This is a genomic window from Nocardia sp. NPDC059154 (assembly GCF_042755705.1).
Lineage (GTDB): Bacteria > Actinomycetota > Actinomycetes > Mycobacteriales > Mycobacteriaceae > Nocardia.
Window position 1 is genome coordinate 15,521 of record NZ_JBHZCS010000016.1, and the last position, 14,752, is coordinate 30,272.

A 14,752-nucleotide genomic window follows, 5' to 3' on the forward strand; every position below is an offset into this window, starting at 1 on the left:
TCTCACGCATGCACCGACTTCGTCACGGCGATACAGGACCAGCCGTAGCAGAGGTTCGGAGCACCCTGGCAAGCCTCGGGTTCCTGCATTCCCGCCCCAACAGCGACCCCTCGGGTCCGATCGGGGAGTACTGGAAGGACGCCGACGCGACCTTCGACCATGATCTGGACTCCGCGGTGCGTGCCTTCCAGCAGCACCGCGGACTCCTGGTCGACGGCGTGGTCGGTCCGGCGACCTACCGCGCGCTGAAAGAGGCGTCCTACCGCCTCGGCGCGCGGACCCTCATCTACCAGCTGTCCGCACCGCTGTACGGCGACGATGTCGCCACCCTGCAGCGGCGACTGCAGGATCTGGGCTTCTATGTGCACCGGGTGGACGGCTACTTCGGCCCGCACACCCACGACGCGCTCACCTCGTTCCAGCGCGAGATCGGGCTGTCCTCGGACGGCATCTGCGGTCCCGACACCCTGCGCTCGCTGGATCTGCTGGGCGCCCGCGTCACCGGCGGCAACCCGCACCGCATCGCCGAGGAAGAGGTGGTGCACCGGGCCGGGCCGCAGCTCACCGGAAAGCGCATCGTCATCGATCCGGGCCTGGGCGGACCCGACAAGGGCTCCCCGGTGCCGACCGAATTCGGTGACGTCTACGAATCGGAGATCCTCTGGGATCTGGCCAGCCGGCTCGAAGGACGCATGGCCGCAACCGGTATGGAGACCTTCCTGTCCCGGCCGTGGGGGGCCAACCCCTCCGACGCCGAGCGGGCGGAGACCTCCAACACCTTCGACGCCGACCTGATGATCTCGCTGCGTTGCGCCAGCAATGACAGCGGCGCCGCCAGCGGCGTGGCCAGCTTCCACTTCGGCAACTCGCACGGCTCCACGTCCATGATCGGACAGGTGCTGGCCGGGTTCATCCAGCGCGAGATCGTGGCGCGAACCTCGTTGCAGGACTGCCGGACCCACGCCCGCACCTGGGATCTGCTGCGGCTCACCAAGATGCCGACCGTCCAGGTCGACATCGGCTACCTGACCAGTGATTACGACTCCTCGGTGCTGACCAACCCGCGCATGCGCGACGTGATCGCCGAGGCCATCCTGATCTCCGTGAAGCGGTTGTACCTGCTGGGCCAGGACGACCAGCCCACGGGGACATACACATTCGCCGAACTGCTCGCCGAGGAACTGGCGGCCGCAGACCGGCTCTGATGTTTCACATGAAACAAACCCCTCCAACCCATTCGGGCTGGAGGGGTTTTTCGTTGGCGATGCGGTGGGCTACCGCGTGGCGATGCGGGTGGGCATCGTCAGCGCGGCCGCCGCGAGGAGCTGATCGAGCGCCCGCTCGACGTCTTCCTTCCACAGATGCTCGTGATCCAATTCCAGACGCAGGCGCGGGAATCGATGATGCGAGGCGACCACCTTGAAACCGACGTCCTCCAGGAAGTCGGCCTCGATCATGCACTGCTCCGGCGAACACCCGGACGGGGCAGGCGCTGGGGAGCGGCGCGGCGTGCCGATCCGTTCGCGCAGGGTCATGGAACCGACGGCCGGCATCGCGGTGGTCGGCGGATCCTTGCGAATGCCGAACGCCTCGATGGCCCGCACGCCGCGGCGCACCAGATCGCTCACCACGGCCTGAATCAGCTGCAGGGCTATGTCGGTGTCGCGGTAGGGCATTTCGGCGCTCAGCGTGGTCAGCAGGACCGCATCCGGGCTTACCGGGGAGGTGGGGAAGAGGCCGGCACGCGGCACCGCGCTGGGCGGCGCATAGAGCGCGCAGCCCGCCGACCGGTCATCCACCACGGCGACCTGTCCGCACGACCCCCACTGCAACATGACGGTGGAGAGCCAGGCCTCCTTCTCGAAGGTCGGGTCGCTGAAGCTATGGGAATCCGCCGCCACGGCCGGATCGATCTCCCAGAACACGCACCGCCGCGCATGTACCGGAAGTTTGTCGAGTCCGCCGAGGGTAAGTGCGGTCACGCTGGTCGACACCGCTCTGCTCAGCCTCCAGCTGTCTGATTCATCCACACTCACGCCGCATCACACAGTGCTCGCCAAAAAGAATAAGCGATCAACGCTTTACGCCTCTCCAGGGCCATGAACCCGAACGTCACAGTGACGTTTCCACTGTGACCCTCGGGGTGGACCCACTCTAGGGCTTCGACTGCTCCATGAGACTGACAATTCGCTCGAGATCATCGATGGAGCCGAACTCGACCGTGATCTTGCCCTTACGCTTGCCCAGACTGACCGTCACGCGGGTGTCGAAGGACTCCGACAACCGCTCCGCCACGTCCTGCAGACCCGGCATCTGAATCGGCTTGCGCTTGGGCGCCGGGGGAGTGACCGCATCCGGATTCCGGTTGGCCAGGGTGACGGCTTCCTCGGTCGCCCGGACGGACATGCCCTCCGCCACGATCCGCGCGGCCAGGGCCTCCTGCGCGTCGGCCCCCGCCTCCAAGGCCAGCACGGCACGGGCATGCCCGGCCGACAGCACGCCGGCCGCGACCCGGCGCTGCACCGGAATCGGAAGCTTCAGCAGGCGAATCATATTGGTGACGACCGGACGCGAACGGCCGATGCGCGCGGCCAGTTCCTCGTGGGTGACGCCAAACTCCTCCAGCAGCTGCTGATAGGCGGCCGCCTCCTCGAGCGGGTTCAGCTGCACCCGATGGATGTTCTCCAGCAACGCGTCTCGCAGCATGGAGTCGTCCGCGGTCTCACGCACGATGGCCGGGATGGCGGGCAGGCCCGCCTCCTGGCCGGCCCGCCATCGCCGCTCACCCATGATGAGCTGATAGCGGGGGACCGGCGCGGACTCGACCTGACGCACCACGATGGGCTGCATCAGACCGAATTCCTTGATGGAGTGCACCAGTTCGGCGAGCGCCTCTTCTTCGAAGACGGTGCGCGGCTGCTTGGGGTTCGGCTCGATCTGCTCCGGCGGGATCTCCCGGTAGACCGCACCCGCGTCCGTGGCGTCGACGGCCGACTCGACCGGATCGGGAACCCGATGCAGGTACGCCGACGCCGGCTGCGGACCAACCGGATCCAGGCCGATGACAACATTGGCGGCGGCACTGCCGAGCCCGCCGGGCGTGGTCACCGGGCCGGTCGGGATCAGTGCCGCGAGGCCGCGCCCCAGTCCACCCTTCTTCGCCTGACTCATCGGCCTACTGACCCCTTCCGTTGTTCACCGTTCACCGCCACCGAGATTCACCTACACACCGGATTGTGCGTCCGAAACGGGCACCGGCGCAGTCTGGCGCGCCGAGTTGCGCGCCGCGATCTCACGTCCGGCATCGAGGTAGCTCATCGCACCCCGCGAGCCCGGATCGTAATCGAGGACGGTCATGCCGTAGCCGGGAGCCTCCGACACCTTCACGCTGCGCGGGATGACCGAGCGCAGCACCGCATCTCCGAAGTGCGAGCGCACCTCCTCGGCCACCTGATCGGCGAGCTTGGTGCGGCCGTCGTACATGGTGAGAACGACGGTGGAGACATGCAATCCGGGATTCAGGTGTGCCTGCACCAGACCGATATTGCGGAGCAACTGACCCACGCCCTCGAGTGCGTAGTACTCGCACTGGATGGGGATCAGCACCTCCTTGGCGGCGACCATCGCATTGACGGTGAGCAGACCCAGCGACGGCGGGCAGTCGATCATTACGTAGTCGATGTCGTACCCGGCGAGGTTGGCCTCCTGGATGGCGGCCTTGAGCCGGCCCTCGCGGGCGACCATGGAGACGAGTTCGATCTCCGCGCCGGCCAGGTCGATGGTGGCCGGGATGCACAGCAGCCGTTCATTGTGCGGGCTCTGCTGGATGGCGTCGCTGACCGAACACTCGCCGATGAGGAGTTCGTAGCTGGAGGGGATGCCCGAGTGGTGTGCGATGCCGAGGGCGGTGCTGGCATTGCCCTGCGGGTCGAGGTCGATGACGAGCACCCGCATGCCCTGAATGGCGAGCGCGGCAGCCAGATTCACGGCCGTCGTGGTCTTGCCCACGCCGCCCTTCTGATTGGCGATGGTGATGACGCGCTGTTCCCGGGGACGCGGAATCTGGGCATTGGTGCCCGACAGCACCTGACTCGCGCGCTGCGCCTCGGCGGCAATCGGGGTGTCAGCGGAGATGTTCCCGAACGGGGTACGGCTGAACTCGTCGGTATCGAAGGGACCGCTATCGAGCATGCCGGGAACCCGGGACGTTGTTTCCCGTGAAACATTCGCCGGACCGTTGGACATACAGGCTCCTAACCCGAAGAACTCAAAGACACATGGCCGAGCAGAATTTCGCGCACCCGGCAGCAACGGCCGCGACGCTGCGTTGTCACCGAGGGCTGGCTCGAATCGGCTGGAAGTCGTTCACGCTCGACGTTCATTAGCTTGCCAGTAGAGGACACAATACGGAAGTTGAACGGACAGCTTCGCACCGCGACACGCCTCGAGTCGGGGAAACTCACCCGCGAAACCACTCAAAGATCGCAACCGGCTTCATGTTTCACATGAAACTTCGCGACCCCAGTCGCCCGAGCTTCGTCAGTGACGCTTCGGGCGACTGGTCCCACGACCCCCACCCTTGCGCTCCGCGCGGCGATCCGCGCGCGCCAACCGCTCGGCACAAATGACATAGGTCGGCGTCTCGAGCACTCCCGCACCACATTCCAGGACCTCGGCGTGCCCCGCGCCCGCCTTGGTCAGGTCGTCGCGATCGCGCTCGAGTTCCTCGGCGGCGCTGATTCCCTTGAGCGCCAGCATCCGTCCGTGTTCGTGGACCAGCGGCATGGACCACCCCGCCAGCTTCGCCAGGGGAGCGACCGCGCGGGAGGTGACGATGTCCGCGCCGCCCGCCTCCTTCTTCACGCCGGCCTGCTCGGCCCGGCCGCGCACAATGAGGACATTGTCGAGTCCGGCCTCGGCCACGAACTCGGCCAGGAAGACGGTCCGGCGAAGCAGCGGCTCCACCAAGGTGATTCGGAGATCGGGCCGGGCAATGGCGAGCGGGATGCCGGGCAGGCCCGCCCCGCTGCCGATGTCGACCACGCGCACGCCGTGGGGGATCAGGTCACCGATCACCGCGCAGTTGAGAATGTGGCGATCCCACAGCCGGGGGACCTCACGCGGGCCGATCAGTCCGCGCTCCACGCCTGCGGTGGCGAGGGCGGTGTAGTAGAGCCGGGCCTTGTCGAGCCGATCGCCGAAAACGACCGCGGCCGCGGCCGGGGGATCGACCGGACCCGGAGCGGTCATCTCGGTGTCAGGTTCCACGTGAAACATCCTTCCGAACGAACTTGCCCAACCCGTGGGGGACTCTCGGGGATCGTGCCCCCGAACCCCCTCGCACGGTGGCGAATTGCGACGGGGGACGACTTCAGATAAGCGTAGGGCCCCCGGGTCTCTGCAACCCGGGGGCCCTGCCCTACGTGTCCGCGTGTCAGGCGGGGAGTACCACCACGCGACGGTTCGGCTCCACGCCTTCACTCTCGCTCACCACACCGTCGAGGGCGGCCACGGCGTCGTGAACGATCTTGCGCTCGAACGGGGTCATGGGGGCGAGGGCCTCACGCTCACCGGTTTCCAGCACGCGCTTGGCCGCCTCGGTGCCGAGCGCGCTCAGCTCCGAACGACGATTGGCGCGCCAGCCCGCGACATCCAGCATGAGCCGGCTCCGCACGCCGGTCGCCTGCTGCACGGCCAGCCGGGTCAGCTCCTGGAGCGCGTCCAGCACCTCACCCCGGCGACCGACCAGCTTCGCCAGATCCTTGCCGCCGTCGATGCTCACGACGGCGCGGTCCCCCTCGACATCGAGGTCGATATCGCCGTCGAAGTCGAGCACGTCCAGCAGCTGCTCGAGGTAATCGCCGGCGATCTCACCCTCTTCGATGAGCGCTTCCTCGGCGTCGGTCGCGGCGTCCGGTGCCGCAGTCGCTGCCGTCACAGTGGGTTCCCCTCCGTCGGTTTCAACAGTCATGGTTGTTTCCTTCATCTGGAGTTGCAAGTCTCAGCGACGCCGCTTCTGGTTGGCGCGGCCACGATTACCGGAGCGCTTCTTGCCGGTGCTCGGCCGGGCGCCGGGCGCGGGCTTGGCACCATTCTGGGACGCCTGCGGCGCATCGGAGACGGCGTCCTCGACGGCATCGGCGGGGGCGTCCTCGACCTTGGCGGCCGCCTGCTTCTTGCGGACGTCGACCGGCTTGGCGCCCGGCTTCGGGGCGTTCTGCGCGCGACGCTCCAGGGCCGCCTGCTTCTTCTCTTCTTCTTCCTTCTCGATGCGGCCGAAGACGAGGTGCTGCTGCCCGTAGGTCCAGATGTTGTTGGAGACCCAGTAGATCAGGATGGCGACCGGGAGGAACGGACCACCCACGAGCACACCGAGCGGGAAGACGTACAGCGCCATCTTGTTCATCATGGCGGCCTGCGGGTTGGCCGCGGCCTCCGCGGACTGCCGGGCCACCGAGGCGCGAGCATTCATATGGGTCGCGACACCGGCGATCACCATGAGCGGAATCGAGACCAGCGCGATGGCCAGCTTGGTCGGCACGCCGCCGTAGTCGGCGAAGGACTGCAGCACGGTGGCGGGCTCGGTGATGTAGGCCGAGAGGGGAGCTCCGAAGAGCCGGGCGGACAGGAAGGACTGAACGTCGGCCGCAGAGAAGATGTAGTTCGGGGTGTGGGCATTGTCGTAGGGCGTCATGCCCAGCTGCCCGATCCCGTGGCCGGTGCGGTTGAACGACCGCAGCACGTGGAACAGACCCAGGAACACCGGAACCTGCAGCAGCACCGGCAGGCAGCCCATGAGCGGGTTGAAGCCGTGTTCCTTCTGCAGCTTCTGCATCTGGACCGTCATCTCCTGACGGTCGTTCTTGTACTTCTTCTGCAGCTCCTTGATCTGGGGCTGCAACTCTTGCATCTGCCGGGTGGTGCGCACCTGCTTCACGAACGGCTTGTAGAGCACGAGCCGCAACGTGAACACCAGGAACACCACGGCCAGTGCCCAGGCGAATCCGCTGTTCTTGCCCAGCACATACCCGAATGCCTGGTGCCAGAACCACAGAATGGCCGACACCGGGTAATAAATGAAGTCGAGCACGGCGCTATGCACTCCCGTCGTTCGTATCGCCGGTCACCGCGGGCGATGACCCTTCGTAAGCTGATGCCGCGTGCCGGTGCTTGCGCTCCGGTACGGGGTCCCACCCACCAGGGTGCCAGGGCGCACATTTCGCCAATCGGACGGCCGTCAGTCCGAGCCCGACGAACAGTCCGCGGGTGCGCAGCGCCGTCACCGCGTACTCACTGCACGAGGGAGTGAATCGGCACACCGGCATGCGGGTGGGGGAGATATAGGTCCGATACAGCTCGATGAGGAATATCAGAGCTTTGGCCGGTATCCGGGCAGCGGCGCGCAGGGCGTTCATGAGAGAGCGCCGAGCTTGCGCAAACCGCTGTGCAATTGACGCAGCAGTTCGTCGGAGGGCGCGCCGGCCGCACCCGGCAGGGCGCGAATGACAATGTCTGCGCCGCCGGGCAATTCGGCCGTCAAGCTTGCGCAGATATGACGCAGGCGGCGGGCCACCCGGTGGCGTACCACCGCCGGACCCACCGCCTTGCTGACGATCAAGCCGAAACGCGGACCGCCCACCCGGATGGCCGGGGTCGATCCGCTCGACTGATCATCGTGTAGCAGTACGTGCACAACTAGGTCCCGTCTCCCGATCCGCCGGCCCTGGCGCACCGTCCGGGAAAAGTCGATGCGCCGGTGCAGCCGGTAGGGCTCAGGCAGCACCTGAGCATCCAGCGGAGTGCGGGCGGATGGGGGACCGGAGACCGGACGGCGAGTCGCACATACGACGCCGCATCCGGGGGTTACCGAATCAGGCCGTGAGCTTGGCGCGGCCCTTGCCACGGCGCGCCGAGACGATGGCACGACCCGCACGGGTCCGCATCCGAAGACGGAAGCCGTGGACGCGCGCCCGACGACGGTTGTTCGGCTGGAACGTCCGCTTGCCCTTGGCCACGGTCAACACTCCTCTAGGTGGTGGGCATCCGGTGACGCCCGAAGCTTGTCGGTGAAACAGTGCTCTCGAGGGACCTGGGTCTCTCGGCGCAATACCCTTGTCGGCACGGGCAGCAGACAGCCGCCACCGCACCATAGGGTGACTGTAGAAGGGTACTTACCCCCTGGACGAGGGTCAAACTCGGGGGTAGAGGCCCGATTTCCGCACTGGATCGATCGTTCCGCGTGGCGTTTGCTGCGGGTTCGTGTCGCGGCGCGGGCGTCGTGTACGGTCCTTTCCAGTCCTTCGCTGCGACTGCGGTTGACTTTGCCAGCTGATTGCTGTGAACCCGCAGGTACGCGCCTGATTCGGGGAATCAGACACGCGGTTGCGTGTATCCCCAGGTTGTCCACATCTGTGGATAATTGTGTGGAAAGACCCCTGGAGTGGCATATTCGTAGGGCCGACGGTGACTCGCCGACGCCCGGTGACTGGGGGAGCCGAGCAGCGCAGACCGTCTGCTCCTATCGACCTACATCCGGGGAGGACTACGTTCGTGGACGACGAGCAGAATGTGCTGACGGCTGTCTGGCCCGAGGTGATCGCCGAGTTGGCGAGTGGTTCCGCGGACGGGGAGATCCAGCCGGTCAGCAAGGCCCACAAGGCGTGGCTCAACACTATCGAACCGATCACCTTCGCGCAGGGCTTCGCCCTGCTCTCGGTGCCGGGCACGATGGCGCAGGTGACGGTCGAGCGGGACCTGCGGGAGCTGATCCTGCGATCCCTGGCCCGCCGCGGTCTGCAGGTCGAGGGCCTGGGCGTGCGCATTCGCGCGCAGCAGCATCCGCCCGCCGGTCGCTCGGGGAATGCCCCGCGGCACGCGCGCATGACCTCCCGGCCCGAGCGCCCGCGCGAACCCGAACCCGTGCCTCCCGCGTATCCGTCCGAGCCGCCGCTGGGCGAGCGTCCACAGCCCATGTATCCGAGTCCGCAGGAGTACGCGGCGCCGCGCTACCTCCCTCCCCAGGACTACCCGGCCGAGTACGACGAGCGCGATGCTTATCCACCTGTGGAATTCGGGCAGCCGCCGATGGCCGAAGAGTTGCCGATGTCGGCGCCGGACCGTCCGATGCCGGTCGTGGAGCCGCCCGCGCCGCCCCGGCGCCGTGACAACCATCGCAGCGCGCCCATGCCGCCCGGGCAGGAGTCGCTGTTCTCGCCGGACCCCGACGACGAACCCGTCCGTCCCGCCTCGCAGCGGTATTCCGACGAACCCCAGCGCTACGCCGATGAACCCGCCCCGCAGCGGTACTCGGACGAGCCCGCACCCCAGCGTTATTCGGACGAACCCGCGCCGCGTTATTCGGAGGAACCGGCTGCGCGTCGGCCGGTGGACGAGGCGCACGACGACGAGCCGGTGGTGAATGTCCGCAATTCGTGGCCGACCTATTTCAACCGGACGCCCGAACGCGAGCCCGCACCCGCGCAGTCCTCGGCCAGCCTGAACGCGAAGTACACCTTCGACACCTTCGTCATCGGTGCCTCGAACCGCTTCGCGCACGCCGCGGCGGTGGCCATCGCGGAGGCGCCGGCGCGCGCCTACAATCCGCTGTTCGTCTGGGGCGCTTCGGGTTTGGGCAAGACGCACCTGCTGCACGCGGCCGGCCACTACGCCCAGCGGCTGTTCCCGGGCATGCGGGTGAAGTACGTGTCCACCGAGGAATTCACCAACGACTTCATCAACTCGCTGCGTGACGACCGGAAGGTGGCGTTCAAGCGCCGCTACCGGGAGACCGACATCCTGCTGGTCGACGACATCCAGTTCATCGAGGGCAAGGAAGGTATCCAGGAGGAGTTCTTCCACACCTTCAACACCCTGCACAACGCCAACAAACAGATCGTGGTGTCCTCCGACCGGCCGCCCAAGCAGCTGGCGACGCTGGAGGAGCGGCTGCGCACCCGGTTCGAGTGGGGGCTCATCACCGATGTGCAGCCGCCGGAGCTGGAGACCCGCATCGCGATCCTGCGCAAGAAGGCCCGCATGGACCGCCTGGATGTGCCGCACGATGTGCTCGAACTGATCGCCAGCCGGGTGGAGCGCAATATTCGCGAGCTGGAGGGCGCGCTGATCCGCGTCACCGCGTTCGCGTCGCTGAACGGGCAGCCGCTGGATCTGTCGCTGGCCGAGGTGGTGCTGCGGGATCTGATGCCCGACACCGCGACGCTGGAGATCACGGCGGCCACGATCATGGCCGTGACCGCGGAGTACTTCAACACCACGCTGGAGGAGCTGACCGGTCCCGGCAAGGCGCGGCCGCTGGCGCAGGCCCGGCAGATCGCCATGTATCTGTGCCGCGAGCTCACCGATCTGTCCCTGCCCAAGATCGGCCAGGCCTTCGGCCGCGACCACACCACGGTCATGTACGCGGAGAAGAAGGTGCGCAAGGAGATGACCGAGCGGCGGCGCGTGTACGACCAGGTTCAAGAACTCACAGCCCGAATCAAACAGCGTTCGCGCTGATCCACAGTCCACAGGACCCCACGTCGTCTGACGTGGGGTTCTTTGTTTTCCGGGGTTGTGGATTCCTCGAGGAGTCCTCGAGGAAGGTGTGTGGATTCCTCGAGGAATCCCACTGTTGTCCACCGGGTTGCCCCCAGGCCGTCATGCACAGGGGTGCACAACTTTTCGTGCACAGTTCCCACAGGTGGATTCATCCTCGAGGGCTGACCTGCCCGGATGCGCTCAGCGGCTTGTGGATTCCTCGAGGAGTCCATGTCAGGTCCTCGAGGAATCCTCGAGTTGTCCCCGGTTTCGCTCAGATGTGCGCAGCATGGCCCGAAACGTGGGACCAACTCGAGGATGGCTCGAGGAGAAATGTGGAGTAGCAGGTCAACTCCACAGCCACGCGTTGTTCATCCTCGAGCCACCCCGACGACATCCACACGCCGCCGGACGCTCCGACCTGGGTGAATGGCCGAAGTCCACAGAACTAACAGGACCTACTACTACTTCAGTTCTTCTTCTAGAAAAGGTTCTTCTAAAACAGGGTGTGTGGAATCTCGGGTTGGGAGGACACGGTTCGATGGGCAGCCCCTCCCCACCCGATCGGGCAGCAAGGAGAAGGACGGGCAAGGGATCGGTGCCGAAGGGGTTCAGTGGCAATGCCCGTGAGAGCCCACCAGAGTTCCGGTGGTGAGCCGGAGGGTCGGCGTAGGCACGTCGGTCTCGCGCAGGTACGGTTTGGTGTCGGCCCCGTGTGCGAGACTGCCGATTACTGATCCGAAGATCCGAACGACCGACAGTGGAGAGGACAGACCGGGCGATGGAGCTTGCAAGCATGAAGTTTCGGGTCGCCCGCGAGGACTTCGCCGAATCCGTAGCCTGGGTGGCCCGCAGCCTGCCGTCGCGGCCTCCGGTGCCTGTGCTCGGTGGCGTGCTTCTCGTGGCTGACGAGGACGGCCTGACGGTCTCCGGTTTCGATTACGAGGTCTCCGCGCAGATGCGGGTGGCCGCGGAGGTCGCCGGTCCGGGTCAGGTGCTGGTGTCGGGCCGCCTGCTGGCCGATATCACCAAGGCGCTCTCCAACAAGCCGGTGGACGTGTCGCTGGACGGCACCCGCGTGCTCATCGCCTGTGGCAGCGCCAAGTTCTCCCTGCCGACCATGCCGGTCGAGGACTATCCCCAGCTTCCCGAGCTGCCGCCGCAGACCGGTGAGCTCGCCGTGGACCTGTTCTCCGAGGCGGTCTCCCAGGTGGCCGTGGCCGCCGGCCGCGACGACACCCTCCCCATGCTCACCGGTATCCGCGTCGAGATCGAGGGCCCCAAGGTGGTCCTGGCCGCGACCGACCGCTTCCGTCTCGCCGTGCGCGAGCTGGAATGGCAGCCGGGCCGTGCCGATGTGGAGACCGCGGTGCTGATCCCGGCCCGCACCCTGTCCGAGTCCGCGAAGACCCTCGGTGCGTCCGATCAGCCGGTGCAGCTGGCGTTCGGTAACGGCACCGACGGCCTGCTGGGCATCGTGAACGGCGGCCGCCGCACCACCACGCGCCTGCTCGACGCGGAATTCCCCAAGTTCCGTCAGTTGCTCCCCAAGGAGCACACCTCCATCGCCACCCTCGCGGTGAACGCGCTGACCGAGGCCATCAAGCGTGTGGCCCTGGTGGCCGAGCGCGGCGCCCAGGTGCGGCTGGAGTTCTCCGAGGAAGGCCTGCTGCTCTCCGCCGGTGGCGACGACGCCGGCCGCGCCGAGGAGTGGCTGGAGGCCGAGTTCCGCGGTGAGCCGCTGACCATCGCCTTCAACCCCGGCTACCTGCTCGACGGCCTCTCCGCCGCGCATTCGGACCGGGTGACCTTCGGTTTCACCACTCCCAGCCGCCCGGCCGTGTTCCTGCCGGCGCCGGAGGAGGAGCCCGCCCAGCTGGAGTCGGGCGCGTTCTCGGCCCTCAGCGGCAACTACATCTACCTGCTGATGCCGGTGCGGTTGCCGGGCTGAGCCCGTTCGGCAACCCATCGACTCGGCGCGGACGACATAACTGTGCACAGTGTTGACAAACCTGTGAAAAACTCGGCGCGCGCGGCGAATCCGCCGCGCGCGTTCGAGTATCCCCAGTCAGGGCCGGTACTGGACCCGATCGCGGGCATGGTGGACTAGCCGGATGCACGTGCGTGCGCTGTCACTGCGCGACTTCCGGTCCTGGGAGGCCGCCGAACTCGAACTTTCGCCCGGTGGAACGGTTTTCCTGGGCGCCAATGGGAACGGCAAGACCAACCTGATCGAGGCCGTCGGCTATCTGTCCACACTCGGCTCACATCGGGTGGCGGCCGACGCTCCGCTCATCCGGATCGGCGCGCAGAAGGCCCGGATCGGTGCGACGGTGGTCAATACCGGCCGCGAGCTGCGGGTGGATATGGAGCTGAATCAGGGCACGGCCAATCGCGCCCAGATCAATCGCTCACCGGTGCGGCGGCCGCGGGAGATCCTGGGGATTCTGCAGACCGTGCTGTTCGCGCCGGAGGACCTGTCGCTGGTGCGCGGGGATCCGGGGGAGCGGCGGCGCTTCCTGGACGAACTGGCCACCGCGCGACTGCCGCGGCTGGCCGGGGTGCGCGCGGATTACGACAAGGTGCTGCGGCAGCGGTCGGCGCTGTTGAAAACGGCTGGGCGCAACGCCCGTTCGGGTGCGCGCGGCGCGGAGATGAGCACCCTCGATGTGTGGGACGGTCATCTGGCGGCGCACGGGGCGGTGCTGCTGGCGCAGCGGCTGCGGTTGGTGCACGACCTTTATCCACATCTTGCACAGGCTTATTCAGATATCGCGCCCGAATCCCGGCCCGCCGCAATCGGTTACCGCAGTGCGAGCCTGCCGCCGGAATTCCTGGATCCCGCGCGGGCGCCACAGGCCGAGGACGAGGAGGCGCTGGAGGCGATCCTGCTGCGGGAGCTGGCCGCGGCGCGTCCCAAGGAGCTGGAGCGCGGGGTGTGCCTGGTCGGCCCGCACCGTGACGATCTGGATCTGATGCTGGGTTCCGCGCCCGCGAAGGGTTTCGCGAGTCACGGCGAGTCCTGGTCCTTCGCGCTGGCATTGCGGCTCGGAGCCTTCCAGCTGCTGCGTTCCGCCGGAACCGATCCGGTGCTGATCCTCGACGACGTGTTCGCCGAACTGGATCGCCGGCGCCGCACCGCCCTGGCCGCGGTCGCCGCCGGCGCCGAACAGGTGCTGATCACCGCCGCGGTGCCCGAGGACGTACCGCCCGAGCTGGATGCCGTGCCGGTGCGGGTGGAGACCACGGGCGAGGCCGATCACCGGGCGTCCCGGATAGCCGAGTCGGCGTCCATGTGACCTTGCGGCGGAATCGCGCGTCGTGCCGGTGAGTCGGTCGGTGCGATACGGCAGAATCACGTGACGAACCGCCGATGATCATCGGGATTCCCAGGTGTGGAAGGAGTTGTGGATGGCCGAGCCGACCGAAGGCAACGACCGCACCCCACCCGCGGCGAATCCTGGTGCCCCGCGTCAATCCAGCGATGGGACCGGCCCGGAACCGGAGTTGCGCGGCGTCGACCTGGCTCGGCGCGCCCTCGAAGAAGCACGTGCGGCGGCGCGCGCGGCCGGTAAGTCGGTGGGTCAGGGCCGGGCCTCGCCGCGCAAGGGTGGCGTTCGTGCCCTGCGGCGGCGCAGCGGCTGGTCGGGTGCGCATCCGGACGAGCGCGATCCGCAGACCCTCTCCGCGCTGGCCATGCAGCTGGCCAAGGGCCGCGGTTGGTCGGCCAAGGTCGCCGAGGGTACGGTTTTCGGCCGCTGGGCCAGCGTGGTGGGGGAGGACATCGCGTCCCACGCCCAGCCCATCTCGCTGGAGAACGGCGTGCTGAGCATTCAGGCCGAGTCCACGGCCTGGGCGACCCAGTTGCGCATGTTCCAATCCCAGATCCTCGCCAAAATCGCGGCCGCGGTCGGCAACGGCGTCGTCAAACAGCTCCGGATCAACGGCCCGACCGCACCGAGTTGGCGCAAGGGCGAGCGGCACATCAAGGGCCGGGGCCCGCGCGACACCTACGGGTAGCCCGCGAATTCCCGCTCCGGGGCGTTTGTTTCACGTGGAACGAGAAGAGATCTCACGCGGAGCGTCCGGAGATCACGGAGAACCCTCGCGCAAACCGCTCCGGGCCCGCGCTCACATCGCCCGCTGAAGCTTCCGGAACCCCCCACACCCATAACGGGTCATATCGCTGGTCGATTTCATGACCCTACGGCCCACT

The 14,752-nt window shown here is 67.2% G+C and carries 14 protein-coding genes; 5 read left to right on the top strand and 9 right to left on the bottom strand.

Annotated elements, in window-relative coordinates; translation table 11 throughout:
* Nucleotides 1-8: 8 nt before the first annotated feature.
* The gene (locus tag ACFXN1_RS16035; protein ID WP_379384558.1) at nucleotides 9-1,205 is read left to right on the top strand and encodes an N-acetylmuramoyl-L-alanine amidase; all 1,197 of its coding nucleotides are present in this window, start codon (nucleotides 9-11) and stop codon (nucleotides 1,203-1,205) included.
* Between the two features lie 69 nt (nucleotides 1,206-1,274).
* Here ACFXN1_RS16035 and ACFXN1_RS16040 read toward each other — a convergent pair whose 3' ends face one another.
* From ACFXN1_RS16040 to rpmH, 9 genes are all read right to left on the bottom strand, one after another.
* Nucleotides 1,275-1,994, bottom strand: a complete 720-nt coding sequence (locus ACFXN1_RS16040; RefSeq protein ID WP_379400791.1) for a GNAT family N-acetyltransferase — start codon at nucleotides 1,992-1,994, stop codon at nucleotides 1,275-1,277.
* Nucleotides 1,995-2,154: 160 nt separating this feature from the next.
* Nucleotides 2,155-3,171, bottom strand: a complete 1,017-nt coding sequence (locus ACFXN1_RS16045; protein ID WP_379400792.1) for a ParB/RepB/Spo0J family partition protein — start codon at nucleotides 3,169-3,171, stop codon at nucleotides 2,155-2,157.
* Between the two features lie 51 nt (nucleotides 3,172-3,222).
* On the bottom strand, nucleotides 3,223-4,191 hold the full coding sequence (locus tag ACFXN1_RS16050; RefSeq protein ID WP_379400824.1) for a ParA family protein: 969 nt from the start codon (nucleotides 4,189-4,191) through the stop codon (nucleotides 3,223-3,225).
* A gap of 348 nt (nucleotides 4,192-4,539) precedes the next feature.
* A complete protein-coding gene (gene rsmG / locus ACFXN1_RS16055) occupies nucleotides 4,540-5,277 on the bottom strand; it encodes a 16S rRNA (guanine(527)-N(7))-methyltransferase RsmG (protein ID WP_379435871.1) in 738 nt (245 codons plus the stop codon).
* A gap of 157 nt (nucleotides 5,278-5,434) precedes the next feature.
* A complete protein-coding gene (locus ACFXN1_RS16060) occupies nucleotides 5,435-5,971 on the bottom strand; it encodes a protein jag (protein ID WP_354849012.1) in 537 nt (178 codons plus the stop codon).
* 30 nt (nucleotides 5,972-6,001) lie between these two features.
* A complete protein-coding gene (gene yidC, locus ACFXN1_RS16065; protein ID WP_379400795.1) occupies nucleotides 6,002-7,090 on the bottom strand; it encodes a membrane protein insertase YidC in 1,089 nt (362 codons plus the stop codon).
* A 4-nt stretch (nucleotides 7,091-7,094) separates the two neighbouring features.
* Complete coding sequence (gene yidD / locus ACFXN1_RS16070; RefSeq protein WP_354849007.1) at nucleotides 7,095-7,415, bottom strand: membrane protein insertion efficiency factor YidD; 321 nt, start codon at nucleotides 7,413-7,415, stop codon at nucleotides 7,095-7,097.
* Complete coding sequence (rnpA, locus tag ACFXN1_RS16075; RefSeq protein WP_354849003.1) at nucleotides 7,412-7,783, bottom strand: ribonuclease P protein component; 372 nt, start codon at nucleotides 7,781-7,783, stop codon at nucleotides 7,412-7,414. The genes yidD and rnpA overlap by 4 nt, the downstream gene beginning before the upstream one ends.
* An 88-nt stretch (nucleotides 7,784-7,871) precedes the next feature.
* Nucleotides 7,872-8,015 (bottom strand): 50S ribosomal protein L34, encoded by a 144-nt coding sequence (gene rpmH, locus ACFXN1_RS16080; RefSeq protein ID WP_033085250.1) that lies wholly within the window; start codon nucleotides 8,013-8,015, stop codon nucleotides 7,872-7,874.
* A gap of 535 nt (nucleotides 8,016-8,550) precedes the next feature.
* Here rpmH and dnaA point away from each other — a divergent pair.
* The 4 genes from dnaA (at nucleotide 8,551) to ACFXN1_RS16100 (ending at nucleotide 14,556) form a co-directional block, all read left to right on the top strand.
* Nucleotides 8,551-10,515 (top strand): chromosomal replication initiator protein DnaA, encoded by a 1,965-nt coding sequence (gene dnaA, locus ACFXN1_RS16085; RefSeq protein ID WP_379435869.1) that lies wholly within the window; start codon nucleotides 8,551-8,553, stop codon nucleotides 10,513-10,515.
* An 802-nt stretch (nucleotides 10,516-11,317) separates the two neighbouring features.
* Nucleotides 11,318-12,487 (top strand): DNA polymerase III subunit beta, encoded by a 1,170-nt coding sequence (gene dnaN, locus ACFXN1_RS16090; RefSeq protein WP_379400797.1) that lies wholly within the window; start codon nucleotides 11,318-11,320, stop codon nucleotides 12,485-12,487.
* A gap of 163 nt (nucleotides 12,488-12,650) precedes the next feature.
* Complete coding sequence (recF, locus tag ACFXN1_RS16095; protein WP_379446180.1) at nucleotides 12,651-13,835, top strand: DNA replication/repair protein RecF; 1,185 nt, start codon at nucleotides 12,651-12,653, stop codon at nucleotides 13,833-13,835.
* A gap of 112 nt (nucleotides 13,836-13,947) precedes the next feature.
* On the top strand, nucleotides 13,948-14,556 hold the full coding sequence (locus ACFXN1_RS16100; RefSeq protein ID WP_379446179.1) for a DUF721 family protein: 609 nt from the start codon (nucleotides 13,948-13,950) through the stop codon (nucleotides 14,554-14,556).
* Nucleotides 14,557-14,752 lie beyond the last annotated feature (196 nt).

Coding starts and splice junctions, on each gene's coding strand:
- ACFXN1_RS16035 (WP_379384558.1), top strand. CDS start 9: ATGCACCGACTTCGTCACGGCGATACAGGACCAGCCGTAGCAGAGGTT.
- ACFXN1_RS16045 (WP_379400792.1), bottom strand. CDS start 3,171: ATGAGTCAGGCGAAGAAGGGTGGACTGGGGCGCGGCCTCGCGGCACTG.
- ACFXN1_RS16050 (WP_379400824.1), bottom strand. CDS start 4,191: ATGCTCGATAGCGGTCCCTTCGATACCGACGAGTTCAGCCGTACCCCG.
- rsmG (WP_379435871.1), bottom strand. CDS start 5,277: ATGTTTCACGTGGAACCTGACACCGAGATGACCGCTCCGGGTCCGGTC.
- ACFXN1_RS16060 (WP_354849012.1), bottom strand. CDS start 5,971: ATGACTGTTGAAACCGACGGAGGGGAACCCACTGTGACGGCAGCGACT.
- yidD (WP_354849007.1), bottom strand. CDS start 7,415: ATGAACGCCCTGCGCGCCGCTGCCCGGATACCGGCCAAAGCTCTGATA.
- dnaN (WP_379400797.1), top strand. CDS start 11,318: ATGGAGCTTGCAAGCATGAAGTTTCGGGTCGCCCGCGAGGACTTCGCC.
- recF (WP_379446180.1), top strand. CDS start 12,651: ATGCACGTGCGTGCGCTGTCACTGCGCGACTTCCGGTCCTGGGAGGCC.
- ACFXN1_RS16100 (WP_379446179.1), top strand. CDS start 13,948: ATGGCCGAGCCGACCGAAGGCAACGACCGCACCCCACCCGCGGCGAAT.